The 20,863-nt window shown below is 72.5% G+C and carries 15 protein-coding genes; all 15 read left to right on the plus strand.

The window, feature by feature from the left end; genetic code table 11:
* Window positions 1-2: 2 nt before the first annotated feature.
* From ACIP82_RS28760 to ACIP82_RS28830, 15 genes are read left to right on the plus strand one after another with little or no spacing between them, the layout of a single operon-like run.
* Entirely contained in the window at window positions 3-1,319 is a 1,317-nt protein-coding gene (locus ACIP82_RS28760; protein WP_400657477.1) for a nucleotide sugar dehydrogenase, read from the plus strand.
* Complete coding sequence (locus ACIP82_RS28765; protein WP_400657479.1) at window positions 1,309-2,589, plus strand: glycosyltransferase family 4 protein; 1,281 nt, start codon at window positions 1,309-1,311, stop codon at window positions 2,587-2,589. Before ACIP82_RS28760 ends, ACIP82_RS28765 begins: the two co-directional genes overlap by 11 nt.
* Window positions 2,586-3,974 (plus strand): Wzz/FepE/Etk N-terminal domain-containing protein, encoded by a 1,389-nt coding sequence (locus ACIP82_RS28770; protein ID WP_400657481.1) that lies wholly within the window; start codon window positions 2,586-2,588, stop codon window positions 3,972-3,974. The genes ACIP82_RS28765 and ACIP82_RS28770 overlap by 4 nt, the downstream gene beginning before the upstream one ends.
* Complete coding sequence (locus ACIP82_RS28775) at window positions 3,971-5,491, plus strand: Wzz/FepE/Etk N-terminal domain-containing protein (RefSeq protein WP_400657484.1); 1,521 nt, start codon at window positions 3,971-3,973, stop codon at window positions 5,489-5,491. Before ACIP82_RS28770 ends, ACIP82_RS28775 begins: the two co-directional genes overlap by 4 nt.
* Before the next feature lie 3 nt (window positions 5,492-5,494).
* On the plus strand, window positions 5,495-7,429 hold the full coding sequence (gene asnB / locus ACIP82_RS28780; RefSeq protein WP_400657487.1) for an asparagine synthase (glutamine-hydrolyzing): 1,935 nt from the start codon (window positions 5,495-5,497) through the stop codon (window positions 7,427-7,429).
* 28 nt (window positions 7,430-7,457) lie between these two features.
* On the plus strand, window positions 7,458-9,674 hold the full coding sequence (locus ACIP82_RS28785; RefSeq protein WP_400657490.1) for a bi-domain-containing oxidoreductase: 2,217 nt from the start codon (window positions 7,458-7,460) through the stop codon (window positions 9,672-9,674).
* Window positions 9,671-11,620 (plus strand): alginate lyase family protein, encoded by a 1,950-nt coding sequence (locus ACIP82_RS28790; RefSeq protein ID WP_400657494.1) that lies wholly within the window; start codon window positions 9,671-9,673, stop codon window positions 11,618-11,620. The genes ACIP82_RS28785 and ACIP82_RS28790 overlap by 4 nt, the downstream gene beginning before the upstream one ends.
* A 9-nt stretch (window positions 11,621-11,629) precedes the next feature.
* The gene (locus ACIP82_RS28795) at window positions 11,630-13,171 is read left to right on the plus strand and encodes a right-handed parallel beta-helix repeat-containing protein (protein WP_400657497.1); all 1,542 of its coding nucleotides are present in this window, start codon (window positions 11,630-11,632) and stop codon (window positions 13,169-13,171) included.
* A 1-nt stretch (window position 13,172) separates the two neighbouring features.
* Window positions 13,173-14,513, plus strand: coding sequence for an O-antigen ligase domain-containing protein (locus tag ACIP82_RS28800; protein WP_400657500.1), 1,341 nt, complete (start codon window positions 13,173-13,175; stop codon window positions 14,511-14,513).
* 2 nt (window positions 14,514-14,515) lie between these two features.
* Window positions 14,516-15,793, plus strand: coding sequence for a glycosyltransferase (locus ACIP82_RS28805; RefSeq protein WP_363607711.1), 1,278 nt, complete (start codon window positions 14,516-14,518; stop codon window positions 15,791-15,793).
* Window positions 15,790-17,025: a class I SAM-dependent methyltransferase gene (locus ACIP82_RS28810; protein ID WP_400657504.1), complete on the plus strand. Its 1,236-nt coding sequence runs from the start codon at window positions 15,790-15,792 to the stop codon at window positions 17,023-17,025. Before ACIP82_RS28805 ends, ACIP82_RS28810 begins: the two co-directional genes overlap by 4 nt.
* Window positions 17,022-17,864, plus strand: coding sequence for a glucose-1-phosphate cytidylyltransferase (locus ACIP82_RS28815; protein WP_400657507.1), 843 nt, complete (start codon window positions 17,022-17,024; stop codon window positions 17,862-17,864). Before ACIP82_RS28810 ends, ACIP82_RS28815 begins: the two co-directional genes overlap by 4 nt.
* On the plus strand, window positions 17,861-18,523 hold the full coding sequence (locus ACIP82_RS28820; RefSeq protein ID WP_400657510.1) for a PIG-L deacetylase family protein: 663 nt from the start codon (window positions 17,861-17,863) through the stop codon (window positions 18,521-18,523). The genes ACIP82_RS28815 and ACIP82_RS28820 overlap by 4 nt, the downstream gene beginning before the upstream one ends.
* A gap of 3 nt (window positions 18,524-18,526) precedes the next feature.
* On the plus strand, window positions 18,527-19,552 hold the full coding sequence (locus tag ACIP82_RS28825) for an SDR family oxidoreductase (protein WP_363607715.1): 1,026 nt from the start codon (window positions 18,527-18,529) through the stop codon (window positions 19,550-19,552).
* Window positions 19,549-20,862, plus strand: coding sequence for a DUF4910 domain-containing protein (locus ACIP82_RS28830; RefSeq protein WP_400657514.1), 1,314 nt, complete (start codon window positions 19,549-19,551; stop codon window positions 20,860-20,862). The genes ACIP82_RS28825 and ACIP82_RS28830 overlap by 4 nt, the downstream gene beginning before the upstream one ends.
* The last annotated feature ends 1 nt before the right edge of the window (window position 20,863 follow it).

Raw genomic sequence — 20,863 nt, forward strand, 5'->3', positions numbered from 1 at the left:
TCATGAGGGTCAGCGTCCTGGGGCTCGGCTACGTGGGCTGCGTGTCGGCCGCGTGCCTGGCCAGTCTGGGGCACGAGGTCATCGGGGTGGACGTGAACCAGGTGAAGGTCGACCTGGTCAACGACGGCAAGGCCCCGGTGGTCGAGGAGCGGATCGGCGAGCTCATCGCCGAGGTCGTGCGGGCCGGAGCGCTACGCGCCACCGCCGACGTCCGCGAGGCGATCATGGGCAGCGAGGTGTCGCTGGTCTGCGTGGGCACGCCGTCGGAGCCCAACGGCAGCCTGTGCACCACTTACCTGGAGCGGGTCACCGAGCAGATCGGTGCCGCGGTGGCCGAGCGGGGCGGGCGGCAGACCGTCGTGTTCCGCAGCACCATGCTCCCGGGCACCTGCCTGAACCTGCTGGTACCGATCCTGGAGAAGTACGCCGGCGGCACGGCCGGCGTGGACTTCGGGGTCGCGGTCAACCCGGAGTTCCTGCGCGAGGGCACGAGCGTGCGGGACTTCTTCGACCCGCCCAAGACCGTCATCGGTGAGCTCGACCCGGCGAGCGGCGACGTGGTCGCGGCGCTGTACGAGGGATTGCCCGGCGAGGTGTTCCGGGTGCCGGTCCCGACGGCCGAGGCGATCAAGTACGCGGACAACGCGTTCCACGGCCTCAAGATCGGCTTCGCGAACGAGCTGGGCGCGGTGTGCCAGGCGCTCGGGGTGGACTCGCACCAGGTGATGGACGTGTTCCTGGCCGACCGCAAGCTGAACATCAGCCCCGCCTACCTGCGGCCCGGCTTCGCCTTCGGCGGCTCCTGCCTGCCCAAGGACCTGCGCAGCCTGGTCCACGCGGCGCAGCGGGCCGACGTCTCGGTGCCCATCCTCTCCCACGTGCTGCCCTCCAACTCCGAACACCTGCAGCGCGCGGTGGAGTTGGTCGAGCGCACCGGCAGGCGTCGGGTGGGCCTGTTCGGTCTGTCCTTCAAGCCCGGCACCGACGACCTCCGCGAGAGCCCGCTCGTCGAGCTGGCGGAGAGGCTCTTCGGCAAGGGTTACGACCTGCGGATCTACGACCCCAACGTGAACCTCTCCCGGCTGCTCGGCGCGAACCGGGAGTACATCGAGACCCGGCTGCCGCACCTCGCGCAGCTGCTCGCGGAGTCCGTCGGCGAGGTGCTCGAGCACGCCGAGGTGTGCGTGGTCGGGACCAGGGATCCGGCCGTGCTGTCCGCGCTGCCCCATGGCGACGGCCCGGTGATCGTCGACCTCGTCCACCTTCCCGACGCCGAGGCGCGCCGGACCGAACGGGGGTACGTGGGCCTTGCCTGGTGACACATCGTTCGGTGACACGGTCAGTGGCGACGGGCCGGCCCGTCGCGCGCTGATCCTGGTGGAGAACCTGTCGGTGCCGTTCGACCGGCGGGTGTGGCAGGAGTGCACGACGCTGCGCGACGCGGGCTGGGAGGTGCACGTCATCTGTCCCCGGGGGAGCAAGCGGGACACGGAACCGGAAGCGGACATCGACGGGGTGCGGATCCACCGCTATCCGTTGCGCGCGGCCACCGGAGGGCCGGCCGGCTACCTGCGGGAGTACGGATCGGCGTTGTGGCACACGGTCCGGCTGGCCCGCAAGGTCGGCCCGGTCGACGTGGTCCACGCCTGCAACCCGCCCGACCTGCTGTTCCTGCCGGCACTGTGGCTGAAGCGGCGCGGCGCGCGGTTCGTGTTCGACCAGCACGACCTGGTACCCGAGCTGTACCTCTCCCGGTTCGACCGCGGCGAGGATCTGCTCTACCGCGCCGTGTGCGCGCTGGAACGGCTGACCTACCGGGCCGCGGACATCGTGCTCGCCACGAACGAGAGCTACCGGGACGTCGCGCTGCGCCGTGGCGGTCAACGGCCGGCGGACGTCTTCGTGGTGCGCAGCGCGCCCGACACCGACCGGTTCCAGCCGGTACCGCCCGAGCCGGAGCTGAAGCGCGGCAAGCCTCATCTGCTGTGCTACCTCGGCGTCATGGGCCCGCAGGACGGCGTCGACTACGCCTTGCGGGCCCTCGCGAAGCTGCGCGACGAGCTCGGGCGGACCGACTGGCACGCGGTGTTCGTCGGCGCCGGCGACGCCTTCGACGCGATGGTGGAGCTGTCCCGGCGGCTCGGGCTCTCCGAGCAGGTGCAGTTCACCGGGCGTGTTCCGGACGCCGATCTGGCGCGCTACCTGTCCACCGCGGACGTGTGCCTTTCTCCCGACCCGCGCAATCCGCTCAACGACGTGTCGACCATGAACAAGGTCCTGGAGTACATGGCGATGGGCCGGCCGATCGTCTCGTTCGACCTCCGGGAGGCCCGGGTCTCCGCCGGTGACGCCGCCGTCTACGCGCCCGCCAACGACGAGGCCGGGTTCGCCGGGCTCATCGCGCTGCTGCTGGACGATCCGGAGAAGCGGGCCTTGATGGGCAAGCTCGGCCAGGAGCGGATCAACGGGCCGCTCTCCTGGCGGAACTCCCAGCGATCGCTGCTCGCCGCCTACGCCGCCGCCTGTCGTGACCACGCTCCGGCGTCGGCGGGCGACCAGAACCGGCCAGGGGGAAGGCCGCGCCGTTGAGCGATGAAACGATACGCCTGGTCACGATCGGTCGGATCCTCCGTCGGCGCTGGCGGCTTCTCGCCGCCCTCGCCGTGGTGGGTGCGCTCGTCGGCTACGGCAGCTCCCTGCTGTTCCCGCCGAGTTACACGACGTCGGCATCGGTGCTGCTGCCTGGGGTGTGGCAGGAGCGCGAGCTGATGACCCAGGCGGAGATCGCGACCAGTTCGGTGGTGATCGACCGCGCGGCCGCCGCGCTCGGCTGGAAGGGCGTCGACGGCACCCAGCTGCGGGACCGGGTGAGCGCCACGGCCTCGGACGGGAACATCGTCAAGGTCTCGGGTACGGCCGAAACCCCGGAGCGCGCACAGCAGCTGTCCGATCAGATGGCCAAGCAGTTCGTCGCGTTCAGCGCGCGGATAGCGGGCGACGGCACCGACCCCGGAGCGGCGCAGCCCGAGGCGCTTCGGCAGATGGTGGTTCAGGCCAGCCGGCGCATCACCGAACTGGCCGATTCGGCCAATCCGGGGCAGACCGTGGAGAGCGTGCAGACCCGCACCGAACTCGCGAAGCTGCGCACCGCGCTGGAGGAGGCCGTCAAGAAGCTGGACCAGGTCGACCCGGCCTCCACCAAGGCCGCCATGGTCGTCATGGGGCCGGCGGCCCGGCCGACCGGCGCGGTGGCGCCGACGAGGATTCAACTCATCGTCGGCGGTGCTCTGTTGTTCTTCCTGGCGGCGGTCATCGGCCATCTCGCCGCCGCCCGGATGGGTCGCCGGCTGCGCACCGAACCGGAGATCGCCGCAGCGCTGGGCTCGGCGTTCCTCGGCACCGTCGACGTACCCGCCGACCTGCCCGGGCACCGGCCGGAAGGCCGTGGCCCGCGGGCCCGGATCCGCCGGCTGCTGGGCATCGACGTCCGGTGGGACCTGCCGGCCCCGCAGGCCTCCGGTGACGAGGCCAGCCGGCGGATCCGCTTCCAGCGGGTGTGCGCCCGCCTGCGGGACCGGCTGCCGTCCCCCCGGCGGCTGCTGGTCGTCGTCCCGGACGGCGACGAGCCGGCCCGCCTGGCCGCCGGGCAGCTCGCGGCCGAGGCGGGCGGCGATCCCTCCCCGAGCTCTTCGAGCAGGGGATACCCCATGCTGCGGGTGGTGGGGGTTTCGGTGTCCCGGCCGCTGGTGCCGGACCGTGACGACGAGTCCGGTGCCCTGGTCGTGCTCAGCGCGGGCAGCTGGACCGCGGCGGAGCTCGCCGGCATCGCCGGGGCGTGTGCGGACGCGAAGCACGAGGTCGTCGGCATCGTCCTCGCGGCCCCGGTCCGGGCCCGTACGACGCAATCCTCCGACCGTCAGGGCGCCACGCCGGCGCTCGCGGTCGGCGACGATGCGAGGAGAGGTTCGGAGTGACGACGAGCAGGACCGCGGAGTCGTCGGCCGCCCCTCCCCTGGTGGACCTCCAGTCGCTGGTGGTCGCGGTGCGCAGGCGCCGCCGCCTCTGGTGTTCCCTGGCCCTGATCGGGCTGCTGCTCGGCGCCGCCGCGGCCGTCCTGCAGCCCGCGCCGCCGAGCGCGGTGACAACGGTGCTGGTCGCGCATCAGGCGGACCAGCCGAACGACCCCGGAACGCTGATCCGCACCGACGCCGCCCTGCTGCACACCGTGGGGATCGCCGGCCAGGCCCTCCAGTCCCTCGGGTCCTCGGAGAAGCCGGAGGACTTCCTGAAGGACTACGGGGGCCTCGGCCTGACCAACAACCTGCTGCAGATCACCGTGACCGGACACAGCGACACGGAGGCGGTGGCCCGCGCCAAGGCGCTCGCCGAGGCGTTCGTCGCAAGCCACGTGAAGCGGATACAGCAGGCCGCGGACGCCGAGGCCAAGGCCCTGCTCGACGAGCGCGACCGGATGAAGGACGAACTCGCCCAGGTCAACAAGGCGATCGGGGACGGATCGCAGCAGAGCGGGCCGAAGACATCGGCGAACCTGGAGTCGCTCTACGCCAGCAGGGCCGATCTCACCTCGCGGATCACCGACTTCGGCCAGCGCGCCGCGGCGGCTGGGGCCGGCACGCCCCGGCTCGTCGCCGGCACCCAGATCGTGGACGCCCCGCACGCGGTGAAGCAGTCCCTGCCGAAGACCGCCGCGACCGACGCCGCCATCGGCCTCGTCCTCGGCCTCGTCCTCGGGCTCGCGGTGGCCTCGGTCGGCGCGGTGGTGGCGGACCGCCCGGTGCTGCGCCGGGAGATCGCGGCGGACCTCGGCGCCTCGGTCATCGCCGAGCTGCCCCACCGGCCGGCCGGACGGTGGCAGCGCAAACGGACCCGGGCGGCCCGGGCCAGGCTCACCACGACCCTGGCCCGCACCGTACGCGGCTCCGAGGAGGCGGTGTCGCTGCTGGAACTGGGCTGTGCGCGCAACGCGAGCGCCATCGCCCTGGACCTCGCCGGGGCACTGGAAGCCGAGGGGCCGGTGGCCGTCGTGGACGGTCTGCCCGGCTCGCAGCTCGCCGGCCGCCGCCGCAAGGCCGGAGGTCCGACCGTGGTCGACGGCGGGGGCGCCGAGTCCGTACCGGGTGAGCAACACCGGCTCGGCGTCGGCTCGGTGGCACCCGGCACGGCGTGGACCGACCTTCGCCACCTCGGCACCCGGACGGTGCTCGTCGTGCGGGCCGGGCACGGCAGCGCCGCCTGGCTGCACACCGTGGCGCGCCAACTCGCGGACCAGCACATCGCGGTGATCGGGGTGGTGCTGATCGACCCCGATCCGCGTGACCGGACCGACGGCACGCTGTGGGACAGGACCGACGTCGCGCCGAGCGGCCGCAACGAGCGGCCGGCCCGGCAGATCGGCACGGGCCGGCGGCGGACGGAACGACTACCGGTGTGGACCGCACGGGTCCCCGACAGCGACCAGGAGGCGAGGTAGGACATGTGTGGCATCGCAGGCACGTACCGATGGCCGGACGGGAAGGCCGTGACCGACCTGCTCACCGAGACCCTCGCCCACCGCGGTCCGGACGGGGCGGGCCGGTACAGCCATTCCGTCGGTGACGGCGAAGTGCACCTGGGGCACCGCCGGCTGGCCATCGTCGACCTGTCGGAGACCGGCGCCCAGCCGATGGTCTCGGACGGCCTCGTCCTGACGTACAACGGCGAGCTGTACAACGCGCCCGAGCTGCGCGCCGAACTGGCGGCCGCTGGAGTGCGCTTCCGTGGCACCTCCGACACCGAGGTGCTGCTGGAGGCCTGGCGGCGCTGGGGCACGGACTGCCTGCCCCGGCTGCGCGGCATGTTCGCGTTCGGGATCTTCGACGAGCGAACCGGTGAGCTGGTGCTCGCCCGCGACCAACTCGGCATCAAGCCGCTGTTCCTGGTGCGGCGCGGTGAGGGCCTGGTGTTCGCCTCCGAGCTCAAGGCGCTGGCCGCCGCCACCGGGGGCTCGCTGGAGGTGGACCACGCGGCGCTGGTGGCCTCGCTGCTGTACTACTGGGTGCCGGACACGCGGTGCGCGTTCCGCGAGGCGGAGAAGCTGCCGCCGGGCAGCTGGCTGCGGTGCCGGCCCGACGGCCGGGTGGAGCGCGGCCGGTTCTGGCACCTGCGCGACGTCGCCGCCGAGGGCCGGGAGCGGGCCCGGGCCGGCGAACTGCCGGACCTCGCCGCCATCGTCGAGGAGTCGACGAGGCGTCACCTGCTCTCCGACGTTCCCGTGGCGACCTTCCTCTCCGGCGGGCTGGACTCCAGCTACCTGACCGCGCTGGCGGCCCGCGACCACCCCGGGATCTCCGCCTACACGATCGGGTTCCGCGCCGAGGACGCCAGATTCGAGGCGATGCCGGACGACCTGCGCTACGCCCGGCAGGTGGCCGAGCGGTTCGGCGTCGACCTGCACGAGATCGAGATCGCCCCGGACGTGCTCGACCTGCTGCCGCGGATGACGTACCACCTGGACGAGCCGATCGGCGACCCGGCCGCGATCAACACGTTCCTGATCTGCTCGGCCGCCCGGGAGGCCGGGGTCAAGGTGATGCTCTCGGGGATGGGGGCCGACGAACTGTTCGCCGGCTACCGCAAGCACCTGGCCAACCTGATCGCGCTGCGTTACCAGCGCGTCCCGCGACCCCTGCGGCGCGGCCTGTCCGCGGCCGTGGACCGGCTGCCGGTCGCCACGGCCCGCCGGGGGTACCGGTCGGTGCGGTTCGCGAAGCGGTTCCTCTCCTTCGCCGATCTGCCGGAGGAGACCGCGTTCCGGCGCAGCTACACCATGTACGACCAGGAGGAACTGCTCGCCCTGGTGAATCCGGACCTGGCCGGGACGGTCCAGGACGTGCTGACCGAACACGCGGACGTCTACCAGGACAACGACCTCGACGACTTCGTCAACCGGATGTGCCTGGGCGACGCGCGGATGTTCCTGCCGGGCCTGAACCTCGCGTACACGGACCGCTCCAGCATGGCCGCGTCGACCGAGGTGCGGGTGCCGTACGTGGACGTCGAGGTGGTCAGGGCGGCGTTCACCGTGCCCGGCGACCGCAAGATCGTCGGACGGCAGGGCAAGGCCGTCCTCAAGGAGGCGGCCACCTCGATCCTGCCCCGGGAGATCGTGTACCGGCCCAAGGGCCTGTTCAGCGCCCCGCTGCGGGCCTGGATGAGCCGGGACCTGGCACCGCTGGTGCGCGAGGTGGTGCACGACGGCGTGCTCGTCAACTCCGGTCTCCTGCGCCGCGACGCGCTCGCGCGCATGGTCGCCGAGGACGCCGCCGGGCAGCGGGACTTCTCCAAGCATCTGTGGCACGTGCTGACCCTCGAGTACTGGTACCGCGACGCGACCTCCGGGTCCGGCCGGAGCACTCGCCCGGCAGCGTAGAAGACGGCTTAGAAACAAGGGGACTTCGGTGAAACAGGTCGTGCAGAACTACAAGAGCGGCGAGCTGGCGGTGCTCGACGTGCCGGTGCCGGGGTGCAAGCCGGGCGGCGTGCTGGTCCGCACCGCCTACTCGCTGATATCCACCGGGACCGAGCTCATGAAGGTCTCCGAGGCCGGCATGTCGATGCTGGGCAAGGCCCGCTCCCGGCCGGACCAGGTGGCCAAGGTCATGCAGAGCGTGGCCACCAACGGGCTGCCCGCCACCTACCGCAAGGTGATGGGCAAGCTGGACTCCTACACGCCGCTGGGCTACTCGCTGTGCGGGGTGGTCGAGCAGGTCGGCGCCGGGATCGACGATGTGAAGGTCGGCGACCTGGTGGCCTGCGCCGGCAATGAGCACGCGCTGCACGCCGAGCTGAACTGGGTGCCGAAGAACCTCTACGCCCCGGTGCCGGACGGCCTCGCGTCGCGGCACGCCGCCTTCGGCACCGTCGGGTCCATCGCCCTGCAGGGCGTGCGCCAGGGCGAGCCGCAGCTCGGCGAGGTGGCGCTGGTCATCGGCCTCGGGCTGATCGGGCAGCTGGTGGTGCAGCTCCTCACCGCCGCGGGGGTGCGCGTCGTCGGGGCCGACCCCGACCCGGTGCGCTGCGAGCTGGCCGAGCGCCTGGGTGCCGTGGCCTGCGGCGATCCCGGGTCCGCGGCCGTGGAGACCGCCGTCGCCGAGCTGACCGACGGGCACGGCGTGGACCAGGTGTACCTGGCCGCCGGCGGCGGCAGCAACCAGCCCGTCGAGCTGGCCGCCCACCTGGCCCGGGACCGCGGCCGGGTCGTCGACATCGGCAAGTGCCGCCTGGACCTGCCGTGGAACGCGTACTACGAGAAGGAGTTGGACGTCCGGTTCTCCCGCTCGTACGGCCCCGGGCGCTACGACCCGTCGTACGAACTGGAGGGGCGGGACTACCCGGTCGGCTACGTGCGCTGGACGGAGCGCCGCAACCTGGCCTGCTTCCTCGGCCTGATGGCCCGCGGCCGCGTCGACGTGGACCCCCTGGTCTCCCACATCGCCGACTTCGACGACGCCGTCGAGACGTACCGGCGCCTGAAGGACGGCGACCTGAAGGCCGTGGCCGTGCTGTTCCGCTACCCCGAAGCCGCGGGGGACGAGAAGGCGCAGGCCCCGGCGGTGGCGGTGCCCGCGGTGCGACGCGACGCCAGGACGGCCGCCCCGGCCCGGTCCGCGCCCGCCCGATCCGCGGGGGCGCCGGTGCGCCTCGCGTTCATCGGTGCGGGCAACTACGCGACGTCGATGCTGCTGCCGCACCTGGCTCAGCGCGAGGGCGTCTCGCTGTCCACGGTCGTCACCACGACGGCGCTGTCCGCGGCCAACGCGCAGCGCAAGTTCGGCTTCGCCCAGGCGACCACCGATCTCGACGCCGTGCTCGGGGACTCGTCCATCGACGCGGTGTTCGTGGTCACCCGGCACAGCTCGCACGCCGAACTGACCCGGCAGGCGCTGCTGGCCGGCAAGACGGTGTTCGTGGAGAAGCCGCTGGCCCTCACCGAGGACGAGCTGGCCGGTGTGCTCGCGGCGGTGGAGGAGTCCGGCAACGACCGGTTGCAGGTGGGCTTCAACCGCCGGTTCGCGCCGCTGCTGCGGGAGGCCAGGACCCGGTTCGGCACCCGGACCGGTCCGGCGAGCCTGCGCTACCTGGTCAACGCGGGCCGGCTGCAGCACGGCAGCTGGTACCTCCAACAGGGCACCGAGGGCTCGCGGTTCGCCGGTGAGGGCGGGCACTTCATCGACACGGCGAGCTGGCTGCTGGAGGCCGACCCGGTCTCGGTGTACGCGGTCGCCACGTCCGGCAACGAGGACCTGCAGGTCGTGCTGCGCTACCCGGACGGCTCCACCGCCACCCTCAGCTACGTCACCACCGGCGCGCCCGGCTTCCCCAAGGAGACGCTGGACCTCGTCGCGGACGGCAAGGTGCTGAAGCTCGACGACTTCGTCCGCGCCTCGGTGTATTTCGAGAACACGGTCGGCCGCAAGCGGTGGGTCAGCTCGCGGCTGCCCAAGGCCCGGGACAAGGGCCAGTCCGCCGAACTGGCCGCGTTCATCAAGGCCGTGCGGACCGGCGGGCCGATGCCGGTGCCGCTGGAGTCGCTGGTCGCCACCACGGCGGCCACCCTCGCCGTGCAGGCCGGCCTGGCCGGCGGCGCGCCGGTGGCGCTGGCGAGGTCGCTGTGACCATGAGCCCGGGGTGGTACCTGCGGCGGCTGTCCCGGATGGGACCGCGGGAGGTCGGCGGCCGGGTGGGCGACGCGGTGCGCAGGCGGCGGTGGCGGTCGGCGCCGCCGCAGGGCCCGAGCGTGGCCGGCGCCCGGTTCACCGCCGTCCTGCCCGCCGGGACGATCGCCGCAGTGCCACCGGACGCCGCGAAACGCCTCGTCGCCGAGGCGGACCGGCTGATGGACGGGCACGCCGAGTTCTTCGGGGTGGACCGCGACGACCTGGCCGCCCCGGACTGGTGGTCGGACCCCAGGACCGGGCGCCGGGCGCCGTCCGGCTACGCCTTCGACGTGCCGTACCGGAACGAGGACGCGGTCGGGGACATCAAGCAGATCTGGGAGCCGTCCCGGCACCAGTACCTGACCGTGCTCGCCGCCGCCTACGCGATCACCGGGAACGAGCGGTACGCCGAGCGCGTGGCCGAGCATCTGCGGTCGTGGTGGGCGGCCAACCCGCCGCTGCGCGGCGTGCACTGGATCAGCGGCATCGAGCTGGGCATCCGGCTGCTGTCCTGGGTGTGGATCCGCCGGCTGCTCGACGGCTGGCCGGGCGCGGCCGGGCTGTTCGAGGGCAACCCGGTGGCGCTGAACCAGATCTGGCACCACCAGCGCTGGCTGGCCGCCTTCCCCAGCCGGGGGTCCTCGGCGAACAACCACGTCATCGCCGAGGCCGCCGGGCAGTTCGCCGCGGCCTGCGCGTTCGGGTGGTTCCCCTCCTCGGCGTGCTGGCGAGCCGGCGCGCTGCGGTCGCTGGAGCGGCACCTGCGCGGCAACACCTTCCCTTCCGGCCTCAACCGCGAGCTGGCCACCGAGTACCACGGACTCGTCCTGGAGCTCGGCCTGGCCGCGCTCGCCGAGGCGGACGCCGCCGACGTGCCCGTCCCCGCGACCGTCCGGCTGGTGCTGCTGCGGATGACCGACGCGCTCGCGGCCGTCGTGGACAACCGGCTGCGGCCGCCGCGCCAGGGGGACGCGGACGACGGGCACGGTCTGGTGGTGGACGGCGCGGGCACCGACCGCTGGGCCTCGCTGCTGGCCACCGGCAACGCCGTGTTCGGCCGGCTCCCCTGGTGGCCGGCGGCGACCGGCACCGATGTGCGCACCCCGCTGCTGGCCGCGCTCCTGCGGCCGTACGGAACGAACGGAACCGTGACCCGCCCGGCGAGCCGGCCGGTCCACTTCCCCGACGCGGGGATGAGCATCCTGCGCGCCGGGGAGGAGATCTGGTGCCGCTGCGACGGCGGTCCGCACGGGTTCCTGTCCATCGCCGCGCACGGCCACGCGGACGCGCTGTCCGTGGAGGTCCGGCACGACGGGGTCGACGTGCTCGCCGACCCGGGGACGTTCTGCTACCACGGGCAGCCCGAGTGGCGGCGGTACTTCCGCTCGACCCTGGGCCACAACACCCTGGAGCTGGACGGCGCCGACCAGTCCGTCTCCGGCGGCCCGTTCCTGTGGATCAGGCACGCCCGCAGCCGCGTCCTGGTCGCGGACACCTCCGACCCGACCGTGGTCCGCTGGTGCGCCGAGCACGACGGCTACCAGCCCTCGGTGCACCGCCGCCGGGTCGAACTGACCGCCGCGAGCCGGGAGCTGCGAATCGTCGACGAGGTGCACGGCCCGGGCGGCACCGTACGCCTGGCCTTCCACCTCGGCCCGGCGATCGCCGCGGAGCTGACGGGCCGGCGGGCCGTGCTGACCTGGACCCGCGACGGCGAGGAGCGCTCCGCGGTACTCGACCTGCCCGGGCAGCTGTCCTGGCAGGCGCATCGCGGCGAGAGCGAGCCGCCGCTGGGCTGGTACTCCGCCGGCTTCGGACGCAAGGAACCCGCCACCACGCTGGTCGGCACCGGCTTCGCCGACGGCGCGCAGGGGTTCACCACCGTACTCGGGTTCCGCGGCTAGGGGGGGCGGGTGGGGATCAAGAGGCGGCGGTGGGGGGCGTCGGCGGCGGCGCCGCTGACGCTGGCCCTGCTGGCGGCGACCGGCTGTACGAGCTCGTCGGACGCCCCGGCGGAGCCGACCGCCACGTCATCCGGGTCCGTGGCCGGGTCCGTGGCCGTGGCCCGGGTGTGCGCCAACCCCGCGGCCGGGCCGACGAGCGCGCCGGCGGGCGCGGTGACGGTCGACCCCGCGGTGGTCGGTGACCTGGCGGCGAAGACCGGGAGCAGCCCCCCGAACACCACGTTCTGGCTGCTCCCGGGCAGGCACACGCTCGAACCGGACCGCTACGCCCAGGTCATGGCCAAGGAGGGGGACACCTACCTCGGCGCGCCGGGCGCGGTGCTCGACGGCCGGAAGACCAACAACTACGCGTTCAGCGGTACCGCCCCCGACGTCACCATCCGCTATCTGACCGTGCAGGGCTTCGTCGCACCGCACGACGAGGGCGTGGTCAACCACGACATGGCCGACGGCTGGGTGATCGAGCACGCGACGATCCAGTACAACTCCGGCGCCGGGCTGATGGCCGGTGCCCGCCAGCAGGTCCGCGCCAGCTGCCTGCGCGACAACGGGCAGTACGGAATGAACGCGTACAAGACCGGCGACTCCATCAAGGGCCTGCTGGTCGAGGGCAACGAGGTCGTGGGCAACAACACCGACGACTGGGAGAAGCAGCAGCCGGGCTGCGGCTGCACCGGAGGCATCAAGTTCTGGGCCGTCAACGGCGCCGACATCCGCGGCAACTGGGTGCACGACAACCGCGGAACCGGGTTGTGGGCGGACAACGACAACAACGACTTCCGCTTCGAGGACAACGTGCTGGAGGCCAACGACGGTGCCGCGCTGATCTACGAGACCAGCTACAACGCCGTCATCCGGAACAACACGATCCGGCGGAACAACTGGGTCGAGGGCCGCCGGCACGCCGCGGACGGCGACGACTTCCCGCACGCGACCGTCTACGTGTCGGAGGCCGGCGGCGAACCACGGGTCCCGGCCCGCACGGACAGGATCGAGATCGACCACAACGTGCTGGAGGACAACTGGTCAGGGATCACCCTCTGGGAGAACGCCGACCGGTTCTGCAACAGCCCGGCCAACACCTCGACCGGCTACTGCACGTTGCTGGTGAAGGACACCCGACGCTGCGTGAAGCCGGCGATCGACACCGCACCGCTCTACGCCGACTGCCGGTGGAAGACCCAGCGGGTGGACATCCACGACAACCGCTTCGCCCTCGACACGTCCGTCGTCAAGTGCTCGGTGGAGTGCGGCCGCATGGCGGTGCTCTCCAACTACGGCACCTATCCGGACTGGTCGCCGTACAAGGGCAGGCGGGTGGCCGAGGCGATCACCCTCAAGCAGGACAACCGCTGGCACGACAACGTCTACCGCGGACCGTGGAGCTTCATCGCCGACGACCCGGGCCGGCCGCTCGACTCCGCGCAGTGGCAGGGCATGCCGTACCAGCAGGACGCGGGCAGCACCTTCGCCGCACAGGCCGGTGGTTGAGGTGCGCGGGGACCGGACGCGCGGCGGGCCGACGGGCGGACCGAATCAGGCGACCGCGCGGCCCGGTGCCGAACACGGCCCTGACGGCACGCCGAAGGCCGTCTGGATCGTCTGGGCGCTGCTGGGCCTCAACACGCTCGGCTCCGCCGGGGCGAAGACCATCGTCACGCTGCCCCGCTCCCTCATCCAGATGGCCACCATGGGCTCGCTGGTCTCCGCGTTCGCGCTGGCGCTCGCGCTCAACCTCCGGCTGCGCGTCCGGGCCGGCGCCTTTCTGTTCCTGCTCACCATGCTGCTGGTGCCGAGCGTGATCTCCAGCCTGCATCTGGAGGTCGGGTTCGGTGCGCTGTTCCGCTGCGGCCGGCTGACGATCTTCATCAGCACGCTGTGGCTGATCAGCCGCTGGTGGGCCGACAGCCTGCTGTTCGTCCGGACCCACATCCGGATGTATTTCGCGGTGCTCGTGTCGGTGGCCGCCGGTCTGGTCATCTCACCGGGCACGGCCATGCCCGAGTACTACGGCGGGCGCCTGGTCGGCGCGTTGTGGCCGCTCACCCCGCCGCAGATCGGACAGTACTCCGCGGTGATCATCGGGCTCACCGTGCTGCTCCTGCTGGACGGCCGGACCACCGGGGCCGGCGCGGCGGTGATCATCGTGCCGTCCTTCGTCCTGCTCGCGATGACCCACACCAGGACGGCCACGATCGGCCTGCTCGTCGGGTTGGCGGTGGCGATCGGCTCGCTCATCCTGACCAGCGCCGCCGCCCGCCGGTTCTTCTCCTGGGCGGTGCTGTGCGCCACGGTGGCCGCGGTGGCGTTCGCCTCCGCGCTGCAGACGTGGTTCATGCGCGGACAGAGCAAGGAGAACTTCTCCAACCTCACCGGTCGGGCCAAGGTCTGGGACGCCCTGCTGACGGAGCCCCGGACGATCCCGGAGAAGGTGTTCGGCACAGGTCTGGGCGACAAGTCCTTCGGCGGGCTGCCGATCGACAACAGCTGGCTGGCCGTCTACAACGAACAGGGTCTGCTCGGCATCGCCGTCGTGGCGGCGATCCTCCTCGCGCTGGGCGGGGTCGCGTTGCTGCGCCCGCCGTCGCTGTCGAGGGCCTGCGCGATCTTCCTGATCACCTACGTCGCGATGTCGTCGTACACCGAGGCCGGGCTCGGCGACGCCTCTCCGTACCTGCTGCACCTGGCCCTGGCCGCCGCCCTGCTCGCGACACCCGCCGAGGCCGCGCCCTTGACGACATCCCTGACCACGTCCTTGACGACACCTTTGACAACGCCCGCAGTCCCGCGACGACGCATCCCGCGCCGGGACCGGAATCGGGAGGTGACCTGACCATGCACATCCTCGTGGTGCACAACCGCTACTCCTCGGCGCAGCCGAGCGGGGAGAACGAGGTCGTCGACCAGGAGGTGGGGCTGCTGCGCGAGGCCGGCCACCGGGTCGAGGTGTTCGAGCGGCGCAGCGACGACATCGCCGCCCGGTCCCTGCTGGGCAAGGCCGCGGTGCCGCTGCTGGTGCCGTGGAACCCGGCGGTCCGCGCGGAGCTCGCCGCCCGGCTGCGCACCGAGCGGCCGGACGTGGTGCACGTCCACAACGTCTTCCCGCTCCTGTCGCCCGCGGTGCTGGCCGCCTGCGCCGACGCCGGTGTGCCCGCCGTCGCCACGCTGCACAACTACACCCAGGTCTGCCCGCCGGGCACGCTGTGGCGGGACGGCCGGCTGTGCACCGAGTGCGTCGGGTCGGCGGCGACGCTGCCCGCCGTCCGGCACGGCTGCTACCGGAACTCCCGGCTGGCGACGGTGCCGCTCGCGGTCAGCCTGTCGGTCAACCGGCGGCGGTGGTGGTCCGGCGTGGAGCGGTTCTTCTGCATCTCCGCGGCGCAGCGTGACGTCCTGGTGCGGTCCGGCGTGCCGTCCGAGCGGCTGGCGGTGAAGCACAACTTCGTACCCGACCCGGGCGCCCGCCGGGCGGGCGACGGCGAGCAGCTGCTCTTCCTCGGCCGGCTCGCGGAGGCCAAGGGCGTGCGGCTGCTCATGGCCGCGTGGGACGAGATCGCCGCAGGCGGCGGTGTGGGCGTGCCGCTCGTGCTCGCCGGCTCGGGGCCACTGCGGCAAGAGGTGACCGCCTGGGCGGCGGGCCGGGACGACGTGCGGTACGTCGGCCTGTACGACCGGGCCCAGTGCGAGCAGGCCGTCGCGCGGTCGGTCGCCGTGGTGGCTCCCTCGATGTCCCTGGAGACGTTCGGCCTGGTGATCGCGGAGGCGATGGCGGCGGGGGTCCCGGCCGTCGCCGCCGGTCACGGTGCCTTCGTCGAACTCGTCGAGGACGGGGTGACCGGGCTGCTGCACCAGCCGGGCGAGCCCGCCTCGCTCGCGTCCTGCCTGCGCCGGATCACGGCCGGGCCGGCCCGCAACCGGGAGATGGGCCAGGCGGCCCGGCGCCGATACGAGCAGAACTTCAGCCCGGCCGTCGGGCTGGAGCGCCTGGTGGAGGAGTACCGCACCGCGATCGCGGGTCGGTCCGGCGGCGCGGACGGCGCGCCGCCGGCAGGAAACGGAAACGCTGGCTCGCGGCGGGGCACCCGCGCGAGCAGGAATGGGGGCAGTAGATGACACGATGCCGACTCTGCGGCTCGGCGGCGATGGCGAGCGTCGTCGATCTCGGGGCGACCCCGCCGTGCGAGAGCTTTCTCGCCGCGGACCGACTGGACCGGCCGGAGCCGGCGTACCCGCTGCACCTGCGGGTCTGCACCGACTGCTGGCTCGCGCAGATCCCTCCGCTGATCACACCGGAGGAGACGTTCACGCAGTACGCGTACTTCTCCTCCTACTCGACCTCCTGGGTGGAGCACGCACGCACGTTCGTCGCCGGTGCCGTACAGCGGCTGGACCTCGGCCCCGACGCCTTCGTGGTCGAGGTCGCGAGCAACGACGGGTACCTGCTCAGGCACGTGGTGGACCGGGGGATCCGCTGCCTCGGCATCGAGCCGTCGGTGAACGTCGGCGCCGCGGCGCGGGACGCGGGTGTGCCCACGCTCACGGAGTTCCTGGACCCGGCCACCGGCTCGGCCGTCCGCGCCGAGCACGGCCCGGCGGACCTGGTCGTGGCCAACAACGTGTACGCGCACATCCCCGACGTGGTCGGGTTCACCCGGGGGCTGCGCGCCCTGGTCGCCGACGACGGCTGGGTCTCCATCGAGGTGCAGCACCTGCTGACCCTGATCGAGGAGAACCAGTACGACACGATCTACCACGAGCACTTCCAGTACTACACGGTCGCGTCCGCGACCCGGGCGCTGGCGAGCGGCGGACTCGCGCTCGTGGACGTCGAGCTGCTGCCCACGCACGGCGGCTCCATCCGGCTGTGGGCCCGGCCGGCCGAGGCGGCCGGCGAGCCGACCCGGCGGGTGGCCGACGTGCTGGACCGGGAGAAGGCCGCCGGGCTGCAGGAGCTGTCCGGGTACACCGAGTTCTCCGCCCGGGTGGCCAAGGTGCGCCGGGACCTCCTGCGGTTCCTGATCGAGGCGGCCGAGCGCGGCGAGACGGTCGTCGGCTACGGCGCCCCGGGCAAGGGCAACACCCTGCTCAACCACTGCGGCATCCGGCCCGACCTGCTCCCGTACACGGTCGACCGCAACCCCTACAAGCACGGCAGGTTCACCCCGGGCACCCGCATCCCGATCCTGCCGCCGGAGCAGATCAGCACCGACCGGCCGGACTACGTCCTCGTCCTCCCGTGGAACCTGCGGGCCGAGCTGGTCGAGCAGTTGTCCTTCGTGCACGCCTGGGGCGGCCGGCTGGTCTTTCCCATCCCGGAACTGAGCATTGTCGAGGTGAAGCCATGAAGGTCGTACTGTTCTGCGGCGGTTATGGGCTGCGGATGCGCAGCGGAGCCTCCGACGACGTGCCCAAGCCGATGGCGATGGTCGGCCCGCGGCCGCTGATCTGGCACGTCATGCGCTACTACGCGTACTTCGGGCACACGGAGTTCATCCTGTGTCTCGGGTACGGGGCCCACCACATCAAGAACTTCTTCCTCAACTACGAGGAGACGACGTCCAACGACTTCGTGCTGCGCAACGGGCAGACCGAGCTGCTGTCCACCGACATCGCCTCCTGGACGATCACGTTCGCGCAGACCGGCATCGAGTCGCCGATCGGAGAGCGGCTGCGCCGGGTGCGGCACCACCTGGACGGCGACGAGATGTTCCTCGCCAACTACGCCGACGTGCTCACCGACGCCCCGCTGCCGGAGATGATCGACCGGTTCGCCCGGCGCGACGCCGGTGCGTCGATGATGGTGGTGCCGCCGCAGTCCTCGTTCCACTGCGTGGACCTGGGCGAGGACGGCCTGGTGGGGGGCATCACCGCGGTGAGCGAACTGCCGCTGTGGGAGAACGGCGGCTACTTCGTGCTCCGCCAGGAGGTCTTCGACCACATCCCGGAGAACGGGGACCTGGTCGCCGACGGATGTACCGGACTGGCCAAGCGCGGCCGGCTGGTGGCACACCAGCACCGCGGCTTCTGGAAGCCGACCGACACCGTGAAGGAGCGGGCCGCGCTCGACGCCGCCTACGCCCGGGGCGACCGCCCGTGGGCCGTGTGGGAACGGGACGGCGCGGGGGCGGGCGCGACCGGCAGCGGGGACGGCGGCGGGGACGGCACCGGGGCGGGGACCGCGTGATCCGGCTCGGGGCCGGGCACCTGGACCGGATCGTCGCGGTAGGGGCGCACTGCGACGACATCGCCATCGGCGCCGGCGGCACGCTGCTGACGATGTGCCTCGCGCGGCCGGGCGTCCGTGTCGACGCGCTGGTGCTCTCCGGCGGTGGCAGCGAGCGGGAGCAGGAGGAGCGGGCCGCGCTCGCCGCCTTCTGCCCGGGTGCCGAACTGCGCCTGACCGTGCTCAAACTGCCGGACGGCCGGCTGCCCGCGCACTGGGACGAGGCCAAGGCCGCGGTCGAGGAACTGCGCGCGCGGACCGAGCCGGACCTGGTCCTCGCACCGCGTACCGACGACGCGCACCAGGATCACCGCGGCCTGGCGAAGCTGGTGACCACCGGGTTCCGCGACCACCTCGTGCTCGGCTACGAGATCGTCAAGTGGGACGGCGACCTCGGCCGCCCGGCGGCGTACCAGCCGTTGTCGCCGGAGACCGCCGAACAGAAGGTGCGGCTGTTGCAGGAGCACTACCCCTCGCAACGGCACCGGCCCTGGTACGACCGGGAGGCCTTCCTCGGGCTGGCGCGGATCCGCGGCATCGAATGCCACGCGCGCTACGCCGAGGCGTTCGCCGTCACCAAACTCACTCTCAATCTGGGCACTCTCAATCTGGGGGGATGAACCATGCGTGTACTGCTGACCGGACACCAGGGCTACCTGGGCACCGTGATGGCCCCGGTCCTCGCGGCCGCCGGGCACGAAGTCGTCGGCCTGGACGCCGGCCTGTTCGCGGACTGCGTCCTCGGCCCGCCGCCCGCGGACCCGCCGGGGCAGCGGGTGGACCTGCGCGACGTCACGGCCGACCACGTGGCCGGGGTGGACGCCGTGATCCACCTGGCCGCGCTGTCCAACGACCCGCTGGGCTCGCTGGCGCCGGACCTCACCTACGACATCAACCACCACGCCTCCGTACGGCTGGCCCGACTGGCCCGCGACGCCGGAGTGCGGCGCTTCCTGTACGCGTCCACCTGCTCGGTCTACGGCGCCGCCGGCGGCGACGACCTGGTGGCCGAGGACGCCCCGCTGCGCCCGGTGACGCCGTACGCGGAGTCCAAGGTGCGGGTGGAGGACGACCTGCACGCGCTGGCCGACGGCGACTTCAGCCCGGTGTTCATGCGCAACGCCACCGCCTTCGGCTACTCGCCCCGGCTGCGCGCCGACATCGTGCTGAACAACCTGGTGGGCCACGCGCTCCTGTCCGGCGAGGTGCTGGTGCTCTCCGACGGCACCCCCTGGCGCCCGCTGGTGCACGCCGCCGACATCGCCCGGGCCTTCGCGGCCGCGCTGATCGCGCCGCGCGAAGCGGTGCACGACCGGGCGTTCAACATCGGCAGCGAGACCAACAACGTCACGGTCGCCGAGATCGCCGGGCAGGTCGCCGAGGCGGTGCCCGGCTCGCGGGTGGTGATCACCGGGGAGGCCGGTGCCGATCCGCGGTCGTACCGGGTGGACTTCTCCCGGTTCCGCGCCGCCGTACCCGGCTTCGACTGCGAGTGGACGGTGAAGCGGGGCGCGCTCGAACTCGCCGACGCCTACCGGAAGTTCGGGCTGACCCGGGAGGGCTTCGAGCGGCGCTTCACCCGGCTGGCCGTGCTGCGCGCGGCGTCCGACGCCGGCACCGTCGACGACACCCTGCGGTGGCGCCGATGACCACGGTCGGCGAACAGATGCACGCGCTGGTGGAGCGGCTGTACCCGCTGTGCCGGAGCATCACCGGCGACGGTGTGCGCGCCACCCTGGAGATCGTCGGCGAGTACGTCCCGCTGCAGGTGCACGAGGTGCCGACCGGGACGCAGGTGCTCGACTGGACGGTGCCGCAGGAGTGGAACATCCGGGACGCGTACATCGCCGACACCGCCGGCAACCGGGTCGTCGACTTCGCCGCGTCCAGCCTGCACGTGCTCGGCTACAGCGTGCCGGTGGCGGCGACCATGCCGCTGACCGAGCTGCGCGGACACCTGCACACCCTGCCGGACCACCCGACCTGGGTGCCGTACCGCACCAGCTACTACACGCCGGAATGGGGGTTCTGCCTGGCCCAGGAGACCTTGGACGCGCTGCCGGACGGCGAGTACGAGGTGCGCATCGACTCCACCCTCACGGACGGCCACCTCACCTACGCCGAGCACGTCGTCCCCGGGCAGGTCCCCGACGAGGTGATCGTCTCCTGCCACGTCTGCCACCCGTCGCTGGCCAACGACAACCTGGCGGGCATCGCGGTGGCGACGTTCCTGGCGCGGGCGCTGGCGGAGCGGACGCCGTGGTACACCTACCGGTTCCTGTTCGCGCCCGGCACCATCGGGGCGATCACCTGGCTGGCCCGCAACGCGGAGCGGGTGGGTGGGGTATCCGCTGCTCCAGCGGAGCCGAGAGCGGGGGGAAGGGTCAAGCACGGGCTGGTGCTGGCCTGCGCCGGCGACCCGGGCCGGCTGACGTACAAGCAGAGCAGGCGCGGCGACGCGGAGATCGACCGGGTGATGCGGCACGTCCTGCTCGCATCCGAACGCCCGCACAGCGTCACCGAGTTCACTCCGTACGGCTACGACGAGCGACAGTTCTGCTCGCCCGGGTTCGATCTCGGCGTCGGCTCGCTCAGCCGGACCCCGTACGCCGGGTACCCCGAGTACCACACCTCGGCGGACAACCCGGACTTCGTCTCCCCGGAGGCGATGGCGGACACGCTCGCCGTCTGCCGCGAGGCATTCGGCGTTCTCGACCGCAACCGGCGGTACCTCAACCTCAGCCCCTACGGCGAACCACAGCTGGGCCGGCGCGGGTTGTACGACTCGCTCGGCGGCCGCAGCGACGCGAAGCAGGCCCAGCTGGCCATGCTCTGGGTGCTCAGCCTCTCCGACGGCGAGCACAGTCTGCTGGACGTCTCCGAGCGGTCCGGGCTGCCGTTCGACACGGTCGCCGTCGCGGCCGGCGCCCTGCGGGGCGCCGGGCTGATCAAGGCATGAC

It is taken from the genome of Kitasatospora sp. NPDC088548, assembly GCF_044753005.1.
Lineage (GTDB): Bacteria > Actinomycetota > Actinomycetes > Streptomycetales > Streptomycetaceae > Kitasatospora.

Excerpts from the sequence above, each read along its gene's own strand:
- ACIP82_RS28760 (WP_400657477.1), top strand. The coding sequence starts at position 3 with ATGAGGGTCAGCGTCCTGGGGCTCGGCTACGTGGGCTGCGTGTCGGCC.
- asnB (WP_400657487.1), top strand. The coding sequence starts at position 5,495 with ATGTGTGGCATCGCAGGCACGTACCGATGGCCGGACGGGAAGGCCGTG.
- ACIP82_RS28805 (WP_363607711.1), top strand. The coding sequence starts at position 14,516 with ATGCACATCCTCGTGGTGCACAACCGCTACTCCTCGGCGCAGCCGAGC.
- ACIP82_RS28810 (WP_400657504.1), top strand. The coding sequence starts at position 15,790 with ATGACACGATGCCGACTCTGCGGCTCGGCGGCGATGGCGAGCGTCGTC.
- ACIP82_RS28815 (WP_400657507.1), top strand. The coding sequence starts at position 17,022 with ATGAAGGTCGTACTGTTCTGCGGCGGTTATGGGCTGCGGATGCGCAGC.
- ACIP82_RS28825 (WP_363607715.1), top strand. The coding sequence starts at position 18,527 with ATGCGTGTACTGCTGACCGGACACCAGGGCTACCTGGGCACCGTGATG.
- ACIP82_RS28830 (WP_400657514.1), top strand. The coding sequence starts at position 19,549 with ATGACCACGGTCGGCGAACAGATGCACGCGCTGGTGGAGCGGCTGTAC.